The organism is Paenibacillus thalictri (genome assembly GCF_004307995.1).
GTDB lineage: Bacteria > Bacillota > Bacilli > Paenibacillales > NBRC-103111 > Paenibacillus_AF > Paenibacillus_AF thalictri.
In genome coordinates, this window is the sequence record NZ_SIRE01000003.1 from 257,374 (window position 1) to 270,825 (window position 13,452).

At 50.9% G+C, this 13,452-nt stretch carries 14 protein-coding genes; 8 read left to right on the top strand and 6 right to left on the bottom strand.

What is annotated here, in order from left to right; all coding sequences use genetic code 11:
* Positions 1-16: 16 nt before the first annotated feature.
* From EYB31_RS03360 to EYB31_RS03380, 5 genes are all read left to right on the top strand, one after another.
* Positions 17-1,201 carry a Ger(x)C family spore germination protein gene (locus EYB31_RS03360; protein WP_276322033.1) on the top strand — a complete coding sequence of 395 codons (1,185 nt, stop codon included), beginning with the start codon at positions 17-19 and terminating at the stop codon, positions 1,199-1,201.
* A 5-nt stretch (positions 1,202-1,206) separates the two neighbouring features.
* Positions 1,207-1,440, top strand: coding sequence for a hypothetical protein (locus EYB31_RS03365; protein WP_131011857.1), 234 nt, complete (start codon positions 1,207-1,209; stop codon positions 1,438-1,440).
* 15 nt (positions 1,441-1,455) lie between these two features.
* Positions 1,456-2,541 (top strand): GerAB/ArcD/ProY family transporter, encoded by a 1,086-nt coding sequence (locus EYB31_RS03370; RefSeq protein WP_131011858.1) that lies wholly within the window; start codon positions 1,456-1,458, stop codon positions 2,539-2,541.
* A gap of 34 nt (positions 2,542-2,575) precedes the next feature.
* Positions 2,576-3,661: a GerAB/ArcD/ProY family transporter gene (locus tag EYB31_RS03375; protein WP_131011859.1), complete on the top strand. Its 1,086-nt coding sequence runs from the start codon at positions 2,576-2,578 to the stop codon at positions 3,659-3,661.
* Between the two features lie 129 nt (positions 3,662-3,790).
* A complete protein-coding gene (locus EYB31_RS03380; protein WP_131011860.1) occupies positions 3,791-4,453 on the top strand; it encodes a tetratricopeptide repeat protein in 663 nt (220 codons plus the stop codon).
* Between the two features lie 58 nt (positions 4,454-4,511).
* On the opposite strand, the gene thiO is transcribed toward EYB31_RS03380, so the two are convergent.
* Both thiO and EYB31_RS03390 read right to left on the bottom strand, forming a co-directional pair.
* Positions 4,512-5,624: a glycine oxidase ThiO gene (thiO, locus tag EYB31_RS03385; RefSeq protein WP_131011861.1), complete on the bottom strand. Its 1,113-nt coding sequence runs from the start codon at positions 5,622-5,624 to the stop codon at positions 4,512-4,514.
* Between the two features lie 86 nt (positions 5,625-5,710).
* Positions 5,711-6,331 (bottom strand): thiamine phosphate synthase, encoded by a 621-nt coding sequence (locus EYB31_RS03390; protein ID WP_131011862.1) that lies wholly within the window; start codon positions 6,329-6,331, stop codon positions 5,711-5,713.
* A 354-nt stretch (positions 6,332-6,685) separates the two neighbouring features.
* Here EYB31_RS03390 and thiD point away from each other — a divergent pair, with 354 nt between their 5' ends.
* From thiD to EYB31_RS03405, 3 genes are all read left to right on the top strand, one after another.
* Complete coding sequence (thiD, locus tag EYB31_RS03395; protein WP_131011863.1) at positions 6,686-7,492, top strand: bifunctional hydroxymethylpyrimidine kinase/phosphomethylpyrimidine kinase; 807 nt, start codon at positions 6,686-6,688, stop codon at positions 7,490-7,492.
* 134 nt (positions 7,493-7,626) lie between these two features.
* Positions 7,627-8,052 (top strand): DUF86 domain-containing protein, encoded by a 426-nt coding sequence (locus EYB31_RS03400; protein WP_131011864.1) that lies wholly within the window; start codon positions 7,627-7,629, stop codon positions 8,050-8,052.
* Between the two features lie 121 nt (positions 8,053-8,173).
* Positions 8,174-8,803: a helix-turn-helix transcriptional regulator gene (locus tag EYB31_RS03405; protein WP_131011865.1), complete on the top strand. Its 630-nt coding sequence runs from the start codon at positions 8,174-8,176 to the stop codon at positions 8,801-8,803.
* 65 nt (positions 8,804-8,868) lie between these two features.
* On the opposite strand, the gene EYB31_RS03410 is transcribed toward EYB31_RS03405, so the two are convergent.
* From EYB31_RS03410 to EYB31_RS03425, 4 genes are all read right to left on the bottom strand, one after another.
* Entirely contained in the window at positions 8,869-9,774 is a 906-nt protein-coding gene (locus tag EYB31_RS03410; RefSeq protein ID WP_240762028.1) for a family 43 glycosylhydrolase, read from the bottom strand.
* A 44-nt stretch (positions 9,775-9,818) separates the two neighbouring features.
* On the bottom strand, positions 9,819-11,459 hold the full coding sequence (locus EYB31_RS03415) for an extracellular solute-binding protein (RefSeq protein ID WP_131011866.1): 1,641 nt from the start codon (positions 11,457-11,459) through the stop codon (positions 9,819-9,821).
* Positions 11,460-11,556: 97 nt separating this feature from the next.
* A complete protein-coding gene (locus EYB31_RS03420) occupies positions 11,557-12,432 on the bottom strand; it encodes a carbohydrate ABC transporter permease (RefSeq protein WP_131011867.1) in 876 nt (291 codons plus the stop codon).
* An 11-nt stretch (positions 12,433-12,443) separates the two neighbouring features.
* A complete protein-coding gene (locus EYB31_RS03425) occupies positions 12,444-13,343 on the bottom strand; it encodes an ABC transporter permease (RefSeq protein WP_131011868.1) in 900 nt (299 codons plus the stop codon).
* Positions 13,344-13,452 lie beyond the last annotated feature (109 nt).

Genomic DNA, 13,452 nt, shown 5'->3' on the forward strand with positions numbered 1-13,452 from the left:
CGTGAGAAAAAAGGCGATGTTATTTCTCTGCTTCCTTATAATGACTGCGCTTTTGACCGGTTGCTGGAGCCGCCGCGAGTTGAACGATCTGGGGATCGTATTGGGCATTGGAATCGATAAGTCGGGAAATGAATATGAGGTTTCCGTGCAAATTGTAAATCCGAGCGATATATCCTTGAAGAAAGGAGGAGGGGGCGGACGATCGCCGATCACTGTGTATAGTGCGAAAGGCAATACCGTGGTGGAAGCAATTAGAAGATTGACCATGCTGACTCCCAGAATAAGCTATTTTGCCCATATTCGGATTTTTATATTGTCTGAAGAGTTGGCCAGGGAAGGTATTAGTAAAACGTTGGATTATTTATCAAGAGACCATGAATTCCGGACTGATTTTTATATTGCCATCGCCAGAGGGACAACAGCCAAACAATTGCTTAGCTGCTTAACCCCGCTCGAGAAAATCCCTGCCAACAAAATGTATAATTCGCTGGATATAGCCGAGAAGGAATGGTCTCCGGTGGCAACGATCCAGCTTGACGAATTGATCAGAAGCGTGATAAGTAAAGGGAAAGATCCTGTGTTAACCGGCCTGCGTATTGTGGGGGATCAAGAACGGGGGAATACCAATGCCAATGTGGAAGCCAGCAATCCGCCGGCCAATATCCAAGTTTGGGGTTTAGCCGTATTTAAAAAGGATAAAATGATCGGCTGGTTAAATGAAACAGAGAGCAAAGGATTCACCGATCTTACGGATAAGCTGCACCGGACAATCATTGAAGCGGCATGTCCCCAAGGCGAGAGATTGGCTGTCGATGTCATCCGGTCGAACTCGACGGTGAAAGGCAGCGTGAACAACGGCAAACCCAAAGTGGAGATCACGATACGCAGCGAGGCCGATATTTCAGATGTGGAATGCCGCATTAATTTGTCCAGAAACGAAACGATAGCGTATTTGCAAAAAGAAATTGCGGCTACGATCAAACATAACAGCGAAGCAGCGGTGAAAAAGGCCAAATTTTTACAATCCGATATATTCGGTTTCGGAGAAGCCATTCGCCGGGCCAATCCAAGCTATTGGAAAACAATACAAAACGATTGGGAGGATCACTTTCAAAATCTGCAGGTCGATATCAAAGCAGATGTTAAAATCAGGCGTACGGGAACAACAGGGGATTCCTATTTAAATAAATTGACGGAGTGATTGCTATGTTGGCTGTTGCAGGAATACTTGCAGCGTCTGTGATGATCGTTGCAATCGAAGTGCCTTCTCTGCTGAAAAATGGTCAAATTAAAGAGCTGTGGGCATTTTCCGTGCTTCTGCTTCTAGGTATCGGATTATCCGTTGCAGTGGCGCTGCATGTCGACATTCCGAATCCGCTGAACGCATACATTGCCGTCTTCAAGCCGGTTAGCGATTTTCTTTTTGCATTTTTGAAATAAAGAAGGGGAAAACCGATGCAGGAAAAGGCAGCGATATCTTCAAGACAATTTATTATCTTGGTGGCACTTTTCACCGTGGGCAGCGCCATATTGGCTGTGCCGTCGTCGTTAGCCGCTCTCGCGCGGCAAGATGCCTGGTTTGCTGCGATGGCAGGGCTCATTGCGGGGATGTTATTGGTATGGCTGTATGGCGCGATCGGGAAGCGGTTTCCGCATATGACCTTAATCGAGATCATGGAAACCCTCTTAGGAAAATGGTTGGGAAAAACGGTTTCTCTGCTGTTTATTGTCAGCTTATTTCTAGCGGGCCCTGTCGTTGGATTGTTTTTTGTCGGAAATTTTATCACCACGGAGTTTATGGTTCAGACGCCGATTCAAGCGATTTATATTCTTTTTACAATCATTATCGTTATGGGCGCGCGTCTTGGTCTTGAAACGATTGCCCGTTCCTCTGAAATATTGTTTCCATTCGTATGTGTTCTGTTTATGCTGCTTGTTCTGTTTATCGCTCCGCAAATCAAGCTGGACAACGCGCTGCCTTTCATGGAGACGGGGGTAAAACCCATCTTGTTGTCTGTTTTGTCATTCTTAAGCTACTCGATTTTGCCGGACATCATCTTGTTGATGATCTTCCCGTACGTCGATAAGCCCAATGAAGCGCAGAAAGCGTTTTTTACCGGCAATGTCATCGCTGGCCTTATTTTAACGCTCATAACGGCTCTGAGCATCCTGGTACTTGGTCCTGAGCTTTCCGAAGGCAATATGTTTCCCAGTTATGCTTTGGCCAGAAAAATAAACATCGGGCAGTTTTTTCAAAGAATTGAAGCTTTCATGGCAGCGATATGGTTTATCTCACTTTATTTCCGCTTGACTCTGTATGTGTACGCCACAGTTATCGCAGCAGCACAAATATTCGGGCTGAAAAATTACCGGCCTCTTGTAATGCCGGTGGGGGGCATTCTGATCGTTCTTGCCCTTGTGGTATCGCCCAATGTGACCTACATGCAAACCTGGGATACGAAGACATGGGTACCTTATACGGTAACTATTGGATTTTTAATGCCTCTCTTATTGTTGATTGTAGCCAAATTTCGCAAATGAACAAGAAATTCAATCCCAAGATGAGGTCATAGACATGTTGGATAATGGCAAAATATCTCCCCGTCAATTTTCAGTTTTCGTTACATTATTTATTGTTGGCGGAAGCATTTTGTACGTGCCTTCGGGGCTTGCGCATGCCGTAAAACAAGATGCATGGATTTCCAGTATTATGGAAGTTGTCGGGGGACTGGCATTAGTTGTATTGTACAGTGCGCTGGGAAGCCGGTTTCCGAATATGACCCTTGCGGAATACAGCGAGAAGCTGCTGGGCAAATGGCTTGGAAAAGGAATCTCACTGCTTTATTTCATGTATTTTATGTTCAATACCGCTTCGTTTGTCCGTCAAATCGGCGATTTTCTGACCACCCAAATATTCCCCGACACACCGATTATGGCGCTTCATATTGTTTTATTTTTGCTAGTTGTGATGGGAGTGCGTGTGGGTTTGGAAGCTTTCGCCCGCGCTTCGGAAATTTTCTTCCCTTGGGTTGTGGCGCTTTTTCTCATTTTATTGGTTTCGATTTCCCCGCAAATTCAAATTCAGCTTATTCAACCCGTTTTTGAAGAAGGAGTACGGCCCGTCGCAGCCGCCGCTGTGAATTCCCTCGGCAACCCCTTCTTGCAGCTGGTGCTGCTGCTCATGTTGTTTCCTTACGTTAACCGTACAAAAGAAGCCCGAAAATCGTTTCTGCTTGGTACGATGATCGGCGGATTGGCTCTTATTCTTGTCACTTTATTAAGCATCCTGGTGCTCGGCAGCGAAATTACAGAAATCAATCAATTTATCAGTTATTCTTTAGTAAAGAAAATTAACGTAGGGGCTTTCTTTCAACGCATTGAAGCGATTATGGCGATCATTTGGTTTATTTCGATGTATGTTAAAATAACGATTTGTTTTTATGCGTCCACCTTAAGCCTTGCCCAGACTTTACAGGTTCGGCATTACCGCGCGTTAACTTATCCTCTGGGGATGATTATTCTGGTGCTTTCTCTTATTGTGAATGAGAATATTGTAGAGTCGAACCTGCAAGCGGAAGACTGGACATCGTTTTCTTTGCCTTTTGGGCTTATTTTCCCTCTGCTGTTATTAGCGGCAAGCCGGTTTAAAAAAAGCGAATAGCCTTTCTTGGCGGCACAATTTGTTCCTTCACTCCGGAACAATCACGGGCCGCTGCCGTCCGTTTCGACTCGGACGGTTTCCATATGGTAAAATGAAGCAGCATGAGCAACAAAAAGGAGTGAACTTTTCATGAGCAAAATTTTAATTTTTTCGCTGTTGTGGTGGTTGACAGGCAATCCGTTTTTGGCCGTTATCGTATTACTTATCATTTTATATGTGCTCGACCGCCGGTTTGTCGGCATATCGCCAAGTGTCGTCAAGCCGTTTAAGCTGCGCAGCAAGCTGTCCCGGCTGCGGCAGGAGCTCAGCTTGAATCGGCACAACCGCTCGGTAAAGCTGGAGGCCGCCCGGGTGGCGATGGAGCTGAACAAATATGCGCTAGCCAAAAAGTGGCTGGAGGAAATCGCCGACGTCGAAGACGATTCGGCCGACGTTTACAGCGAGCTGGGCCTTTGCTGCTTGAAGCTGGGAGAGCTGAAGGAGGGCGAGCGGCTGATTCTGAAAGCGCTGGACATCAATCCGCGCGTAAAATTCGGCGAACCTTATTTGCGCCTCGGGGAAGCATTGGCGGAGACGGATTCGGCGCAAGCGATCGCGTACCTGGAGCGGTTTAAGGAGCAGCATTCCTCGTCGTGCGAGGCGTATTACCGGCTAGGCAAGTTGTATAAGCGGCTGGGCAGGACGGAGAAAGCGAAAGAAGCGTTTGAGCAGACGATTGAAATCTACAGGGGATTGCCAAAATACAAAAAGCGGACCGAACGCCGCTACGCGCTGCTGGCCCGCTTTCAATAACAAGTTAGTAATCTGAGGGGCGGCGCGTTGTCCGCTTGGATTTAGGGCGCTTGGCTCGTTAATTGACGCTGACGCCGCTTGCCCGGGAAGGCGCATAAGGCGCGAGGTCCAGCGACGGCGTTTGTCCGGTTACAAGCTCTTGCATCAGCAGTCCTGTCACCGGAGCAAGCAAGATGCCGTTGCGGAAATGGCCGGTGGCGATCGTTAGGCCGGGCGCCTCCGCCAGCCGCCCCATATACGGGAGCCCGTCCGGTGTGCCGGGGCGCAGCCCTGTCCAAGTGGCGACGAATTCCGCTTCGCTTAAAGCGGGAACAAGCTGGCAGGCTTTGGCATGCAGCTCGGAAATCACCGCTACGGTCGGCTTTTTCACAAATCCGGCTTCTTCTTGCGTGGCGCCGATCGTCAGCGTACCGTCCAGTTTAGGCACGATATAGCAGCCTTTGGTGAATACCGTGGCTGAGATGGCGGGAGCTTGCATGCGCACGGAGATGCATTGGCCGCGCACGGGAAATACCGGCAGGTGAACGGGCAGAGGCTCAAGCAGCGCCGGACTCCATGCGCCGGCCGCCAGCACCACTTCATCGGCGTATAGGTCACCGTCCGTCGTTCTAACGCCGGTCACGCGGCCGTTGTCCACGATCAGCCGCAGCGCAGGGGTCCATTCGCGGATCGACACGCCAAGGCGGGATAAGGCTCCGCGCAGCGCGCGGGCGAGGTGGAGCGGGTGGATTTGATGATCCTGGGCAAAATGGACCCCGCCGCGCACCTGCCCGGTTATGCCGGGCTCAAGCGATTTGGCCTGCGCTGCGGTAATCCATTTGCCGTCGATCCAGGGCAGCCGGCTTTTTAATTCGGCTTCGTCTTCATCGTTCAGAGCGACACGGACGATCCCTTTGTTTATGTATTGCGGAGAAACGCCGCTTAATTCATGCAATTCGCGGGTCCATTGCTCATACAACCGCTGGCTTGCTTTGCACAACTCGTAAAACGGCCCGGGCTGATGGATTTCCACCTGTGCGCCAATCATGCCGGCCGCTGCCGTAGAAGCTTCCTTGGCGAACTCGCCTTTGTCCAGAAGGGTGACGCGAATATGTTGTTTGGCCAGCTCCAATGCGATAGAGCCGCCGATAATGCCTCCGCCGATAATAACGGCCGAAGTGGGTCGGTTCATGTGTAAAGCCTCCTTATGCAATTCCTTTTACCGGTTTAGCACTCTGTTCTTCTCGGCGGTATCGCCGCCTGGAACACTGCCGAAGTTCAACGCGCCGTGTAACGGTCCAACGCTTCGCGATAGCGGTACACCTGCCGTTCCGGGTCGGCGTGCAGGAAAACCGAAGACAATACGGCGATGCCAGCCGCCCCGGCGGAAAGCACTTCGCCCGTCTGCTCGGGGCCGATGCCGCCAATGGCAACCACCGGCACACCGGCGGCGCGCACAACTTCAGCCAAAGCATCGACGCCGCGCGGCGGAGCTCCTTCTTTCGACGCAGTTGCGTATATGTGGCCGAAGAAGACGTAATCTGCACCGTTCTGTCGCGCTTCCCGCGCCTCTGCGACGGAATGTACCGAACAGCCGATGTGCGTCCCTGCCGGCATCAGCTTGCGCGCCGTTTCAATCGGCACGCTGGTGTATCCGAGCTGGACGCCGACAGCCTGCACTGAGGCAGCCGCATCAACGCGGTCATTAATATAAATGGCCGTTCCGGGCAAAGCGGCGGACAACGCTTGATGCCAGTCCATGATTTCTCTGGCGGTACGGTGCTTCTCGCGGATATGTACAACGTCGATAAGCTCGGACGGAAGGCGGCGCGCAATAGCGGCAGCTTCCTCGAGCTTTTGTCGTCCTGTCGTTATTAGGTGCAGCGCATGTCGGCGCATCGTTTCACCATTTTCATTGATTTAGTTGCCTTCATCATAGCAAAGGGCGGAATTGTTCGTAAAGCTTTTTGCGGCGGCTGTCATAAAAAGTTCACTTCGCTTGACGCGAGAAGGATCAGAGAGATAAACTGAAATTTAGACATGTTGTGCGAGTTCCCAATCATCGGCTTATCTAGCACCAAAGGCGGCCAGGATCTTGAGAAGGGGAAGCGGAGTCAGGCAGCGCGATTCGTGCGGACTCTCTAAACAAGCAAGATTTGGCATAAAACAAGCTCGCTAGCGCCGTGGTGTGGTTCCAGGGGTACTTGTTGAACAGCCCATGAAACTTGATCTACAAATAAAGGAGTATTTGTGATGACACCGATATATAAAGCACTGACCATAGCCGGATCGGACAGCGGCGGCGGTGCCGGCATACAAGCCGATCTGAAAACGTTCCAAATGCTGGACGTCTACGGTATGTCCGCAATAACCGCCGTGACCGCGCAAAATACGCTAGGGGTTCACGGAATATATGATATTCCGCTTGAGGGCATAGAAAAGCAGCTCGATGCGGTCATCACCGACATCGGAGTGGATGCTGCCAAAACAGGCATGCTTTCGCAGCCGCAGGTGATCGAGCTGGTCGCCGCGAAAATCAAACAATACGGCATCCGGTCTCTGGTCGTAGATCCGGTCATGATCGCCAAAGGCGGAGCATCGCTGTTGGCGGATAACGCGCAGCATGCGCTGAGAACGCTGCTTCTGCCGGTGGCCGCGGTGGTCACGCCGAACATTCCGGAAGCCGAAGTGATTACCGGGATGAGCATTACGACGCTGGAAGAGATGAAAACGGCGGCACAACGCATCGTGGAACAATTCGGCGCAGGCGCGGCGATCGTGAAGGGCGGGCATATGGCCGGCGAGCCGACGGACGTGCTGTACGATGGCCGCGAGTTCCGGTTATATCAAGCCGAGCGTTATGCAACGCGGCATACGCACGGCACGGGCTGCACGTTTTCCGCGGCCATTACCGCGGAGCTGGCCAAAGGACGGCCGCTGGCTGAGGCGGTGGAGACGGCCAAGCAGTTTATTACGGAAGCGATCCGCAATGAGCTTGGCCTTGGAGCGGGGCACGGTCCTACAAATCATTGGGCGTATTCCCGCCGAACAAACCGCTAAAGTGAACGGAGTGGAAAATCATGAGTTACGAATATTTGATGCAGGCGGTGCTTTTAATCGTTTTGCTGGTAGCGACCTTTGCCGCCATGCTGATTTGGGCCAAATGGAGAAAAAAGAAACGGAGATCGTAAACGATGTATTATATCAACGAAAAGCAAATTGAAGAACGGCTGCATTTTATCGAGTTTATCAGCTCCTCTTTAAGCAAGCTGAGCGAATCGTGGGATGCAGGCGATCCGCTCAAGCAGCTGGCTCAGGAGCGCGTGCTGCACTTGGCGATTGAAACCGTAACCGATGTCGGCAGCCTGCTGATTGACGCGTTTATGATGCGAGACGCCAGCAGTTATGAGGATATCGTCGATATTTTGGCGGGAGAAGGCGTATTTTCACAAGAAGTGGCGGCCAAGCTGAGCGAATTGGTCAAGCTGCGTAAACCGCTTATTCAGGAATACGTCGGGTTCCCTAGAGAACGGCTGCAGCCGGTCATCGCGGGGCTTCCTGACGTCCTGCGGGAATTCGCCGCGATTGTGCCTGTTTTTATTCGCAAAGAGATGATTTAAGCTTTTGCATTGTTTTACCTATTTTCGAAACATGTATGTTTAATAATTTACTTATGACTTCAAATCGGGTAAGATGGTATTATTCAAAAGGGAATGTCATAAGTAAAATGGGGTGACACGGATGAATTCTGAACAGGATTCCTCCACGCGCAAGCTGATCTTGACGATGCTGAAAACACGGAGCTCCATGACCGTCAGCGAGATGGCCAAGGAGCTTGGAATTACGGAAATGGCGGTAAGACGCCATCTGAATACGCTGGAGAGAGACAGCTTGATCGAATCGAAGCTGGTCAGACAGGCGATGGGCAGGCCTACGCATTTGTATTCGCTCACGCTGCTCGCCGATGATTTGTTTCCGAAAAAGTACCATCACCTGACGTTGGATCTGCTCGGAGAACTAGCCGAGGAAGCCGGAGAAGACGTGGTCGACGGATTATTCGAAAGACGGAAGAAGAAGCTGATTTCCCGTTACGGCCAGCGTATGGAAGGGAAAGAGCTGAAGCAGCGGGTCGCTGAGCTGGCTGAGATTCAGAATTCCAACGGTTATATGGTAGAGTGGGAGCAAGACGGCGAAGGAAATTACGTTTTTAAAGAGCATAACTGCCCGATTTCCCAGGTTGCCAACCAGTACAATCACGCATGCGCATGCGAGCTGAACATGTTCGAGCAGCTGCTCAGCGCGGATGTGAAGCGCACGGAATGCCTGGCCAAGGGCGGCACCAAATGCATATATATCATTCAGGACAAATAAACCCGTCCTCACTTGCGAGAAGTGAGGCACGGGTTTTTATATGCCATGCGGGACAATACGAATTTCTACCTTCCAACCTTCGGAATATATCCGTCCCAAACAACTTCAATTTGCGATAAATACCATGTTTTTCCATTATCGTTGTTGCCTTGATAGAAAAGATAAGTTCGGCTGTCATCATCGGTGAACAAGAAGGGATGCCCCGACTCGCTGGAATTCCAGCTGCCTTCGGCACCGTTTGGCAGAAACGGCTCATCAAACAGCCGCTCCCAGCGGATACCGTCATCGCTCACCGCGCAGCCGATCTGCTGCGGGCAATTGTTGTAGGCTCCGCCGTAAAACATGATCAGTTTGCCGTCCCGCTTGCATAAGGCGGCAGCTTCGATGCATTGCCCTTCCCAAGGCAGCTCGGGCTTCAAGATCGTGTCGCCGCACGCCTCGCTCCAAGCTTCGCGGCCGAAGTCCGAATCAAGCGGCGCCGTGGCAACTCCTTGCATTTGAACCTGGCCTAACGGATCACGTGTGGCGTAGTAGAGGAACAGCTTGCCGTCATGAACAATGACGTCGGCATCAATTGCCCTGCCGTTGTTCCATGAACCGGTTGGCGCAAACACCGGATTCGTTTCATTTCTCGTAAAGTCGATGCCGTTATCTGATACGGCGTGGCAGATGGCGTCCTTCGGAAAGTTGCCGTAGGTTTGGTAGAACAAATGAATCTTGCCGTCCAAAACAATTGCGCCGGGAGCGCACAGCCCGTTTGCTTCGCAGCTTATCTTTGGCGTAAGCTCTCCGGCCCGCTCCCACTGCTGCAAGTCGCGGCTGGTGGCGATACCGATCGCCCAGCCGTCCCGCTCCCGTCCGTCGCCGTAAGGAGGGATGGAATAATACATCCAGTATTGTCCATTGAATTTGACGACGGCCGGATCCTTCGAGTAAGGTCTTCCCCGCGACGTATCCGCATAATACATCATCTGGCTTCACTCTCTTTCGCTGCTTGATCTTATTTCCTATTTCCTTATTTCTTGGCGAAATTCATCATATCCGCAGCCAGAAACGCTTTATCCTTCTGTTCGGCATACCATTTGCCGTAGAAGTCCTCGAGCTGCTTGCCGCCTTGATCGGCCCACATTTTTTTCGCGTCCTTCATTGCTTGTTCAACCGAATAATTGGCTCCGGCCACGATCGCTTTGTTGTAAATATCGGAGATTTGCGCCGTATTGGTAGCGACGGTCTGCAGATCGCTTGGCAATGAAGGGAAATGCTCGCTGTGCGTAATTCGGCCGTATTGTACGTCGGAAGCAAGGTTCGCTTCGTTGTTTTGCTTGATGAGCTCGATAAATTCCTTTTCTGCCGGTACATCCGGATTTAATTGGGCTTCCACTTGCGCGCAATCGCCCATTTCAATCTGCTGCAGCAGCAGCTGGAAGTCGACGTTCCAGGCGATTTCCGTTTTGTATTTCTCGGGGTCCTTCTGCACCGGGCAGCCGTTTTTGCCAAGCGTGTAGTGGACGTTCTCAAAGCCGTAGCGGAACGCTTTGGCGGCCTCGTCGGAAGCCATAAAGTCTACGTATTTCATGGCGGCTGCCGGATCTTTGGCGGCGGAGTTAATGACCGTTGTCATTTGCACCGGGTTGTTGACGCCGGCGGCAAAACGCCCAAACTTGCTTGCCGGCAGCTTGATGGCGATTACTTCCGCGTCGGGCACGTTTTTCTTTAACGGTTCGTAGTACGTTTTAAAATTGACCGTATCGATCGTTCTGCCGACAAAGATGCCGGTTTTGCCGCTGACCCAATCTTGAATCGATTTCTGGCCGTTTTTATCGGCGAGAAAATCTTTATCCGTTAATCCGCTGTCATAAATTTGTTTCTTGAAAGCAAGCGCGGCTTCGGCGCGGTCCCAGTCCTTGACCATCTTTCCGTTATCGCTAATCCAGCCGAAATTTTGGAACATCGCATCGACGGCCGAGCCGGTTTCGGAGCTTAAAGCGATGCCGTAGGTGTCTTTTTTGCCGTTGCCGTCAGGATCCAGCTCGGTAAATGCCTTGGCTACCTGCAGCAGCTCTTCGGTCGTTTGGGGGACCTTGAGATTCAGCTTTTTCAACCAGTCGTTGCGGATAAACAATGCTTGGAAGCCGACCAGCCGCTGCACCCGGCCGAATTCGTACATCTTGCCGTCCGGTTTTGTCGATGCTTTTTTCAGCTCCGGATATTTTTGCAGCAATTTTTTGTAGACGGTGCTGTTTTTCTCGATCAAATCGTCAATCGGCATAATTTGTTTGCTGGCATACAGCTGATTGCGGAACGGAGCGTCAAATTCGTGGATGACATCCGGCGCAGAACCGGAGGCAAAAAGCACGTTCAGCTTCTGTACGGATTCACCCCGCGGAATCGGAACAAACTTGACATCAACCGGTCCTTTTTCATTGACGTATTGAGTCCAGTTGTTTTTCTCCACATTCCCGACCTGCTGGGGTACGGTGCCCCGGTCATAGAAGGACGCCGAAATTTGTCCGCGCTTCGCTTTTGTTTCCGCTGCGTTCCCGGTGTCGGGGCTGCCGCCCGCTTGTTCTTTGGAGCATGCCGCCAATACAACCGCCAAAGCGGCGATACATGTAATACCGATGGCGGCCGTTTTTTTCGTATTGAAATTACCCATTAAAGTTCAACCCTCCTGAAATTAGTTTAATGAATTCGCTGGCGCCGTGAAAACTCCTGCTCCCGTCACCTCCCCTAGTTAATCTTCCGGCCGCAGATCAGCCTTTAATGGCGCCTAACATAATGCCTTTGACAAAATGTTTCTGCACAAACGGATACACGGCCAGCATAGGCAGCACCATCGTAATAATCCCGGAAGCTTTGATCGCTTCCGGCGTGAGCATGATCTGGTCGGAGGAGCTGCTCTGATTTAATTCCGCAAGCAGCGATTGACTCTGCACCATTTGCTGGACCAGCACCGCCATGTTGTATTTGCTTGTATCGTTGATGTAAATCAGCACGTTGAAGAATGCGTTCCAATAACCTACTCCGTAAAACAAGCTGAGCGCGGCGATGACCGGAACGGAAAGCGGAAGCACGATTTGCACCAAATACCGCCATTCCCCGCAGCCGTCCATTTGCGCAGCCTCATCCAGCTCTGCCGGAATATTTTTGAAGAAGCTCATCATCACAAGCATGTTATAAACGCTGACCAGCCCTGTAAACCAAACCGCTCCGTAAGTGTTGATCAGCCCTAATGCTTTAACGACCAGATAGGTAGGAATTAAGCCGCCCCCAAACATCATGGTGAACACGATCATGAGCGTGAAAAAACGCGCGCCGATAAAATAATGCCGGGACAGAGGATAAGCGGCCGCAATGGTAAATACCATGCTCAGCACCACTCCGGTTAAGGTCAGGATTACGCTGTTCTGAAAAGCGCCTTTCATGTTGGTGCCGGCAAACAGCGCTTTAAACGAATCGATGGACCAGCCGACCGGCCATAACGACACAATACCTGAGGCAACCGCGTGCGAATCGCTGAGCGACAGCGAAATCAGATGAACCAGCGGCAGCAGGCAGCTGAGTCCGGCCACCGTCAAAATGGCGTAATTGAAGCCGTAAAATAGTTTTTCACCCCATGTGTCTCTCATACCCAATCCTCCTACCATAAGCTTTTGTCGAATTTGCGCGCGATTCCGTTCACGCTGAACACAAGCAGCAATCCGACCACCGATTCGAACATCCCCAGCGCGGCCGATAAACTGAACTGAGCCCCCATCAGACCGACTTTATACATGTAGGTGCTGATGACTTCCGAGATGCGCGTAACGGTTGAGTTCTGCAGCATGTATACCTGATCAAAGCCAACTTCCATCACCCGGCCCATCGATAAAATAAACAAAATCACAATCGTTGAGCTGATGCCCGGTATCGTCACGTGGCTGATTTGCTTCCATTTGCCCGCGCCGTCCAGCCTAGCCGCTTCGTACAAGGAAGGGTCGATGCCGCTCAGCGCCGCCAAATAAATGATTGCGCTAAAGCCGGCTTCCTTCCATATGCCCGAGCTGACGAAGATCGCCGTCCAGGTGCTCTCCACATACAGGAAGGGGAAAGGGGCGCCTGTTATTGTTTGCACAACGTGATTAATAAAGCCGGTCTCTTGTGAAAATACGGTTAATACAATCCCGCCGACAATGACCCATGAGAAGAAATGGGGCAGGTAGACCAGCGTTTGCACCGCTTTTTTAAACCACATCCGCCTGGCCTCGTTAAGCAGCAGGGCAAGAATAATGGGGAACGGAAAACCGACAAATACATTAAGCAGACTCAGCACGATCGTATTTTTAATGATCGTTAGCGTTTGCGGATTGTGAAATATCGCTTTGAAATGCTTGAGCCCAACCCAAGGGCTGTTCATGATCCCGTTCATAAAATTGTAGTCCTTGAAAGCGATAATCAAACCAAACATGGGGGCATACTTAAAAATGAGAAAAAAAGCTAGTACAGGAAGAAACATGATGAATAATGGAATGTTGCGTTTCCATCGTTTCTTCGTTATCATCCGGCTCACCTCGACCTTGCTTTAATTTGTGTATGGATGAACTATAGTACGGCATCGGCTGAAGCGGCAACATACATGTTTCCTGGCATAAACGGGAAGTACACAAACG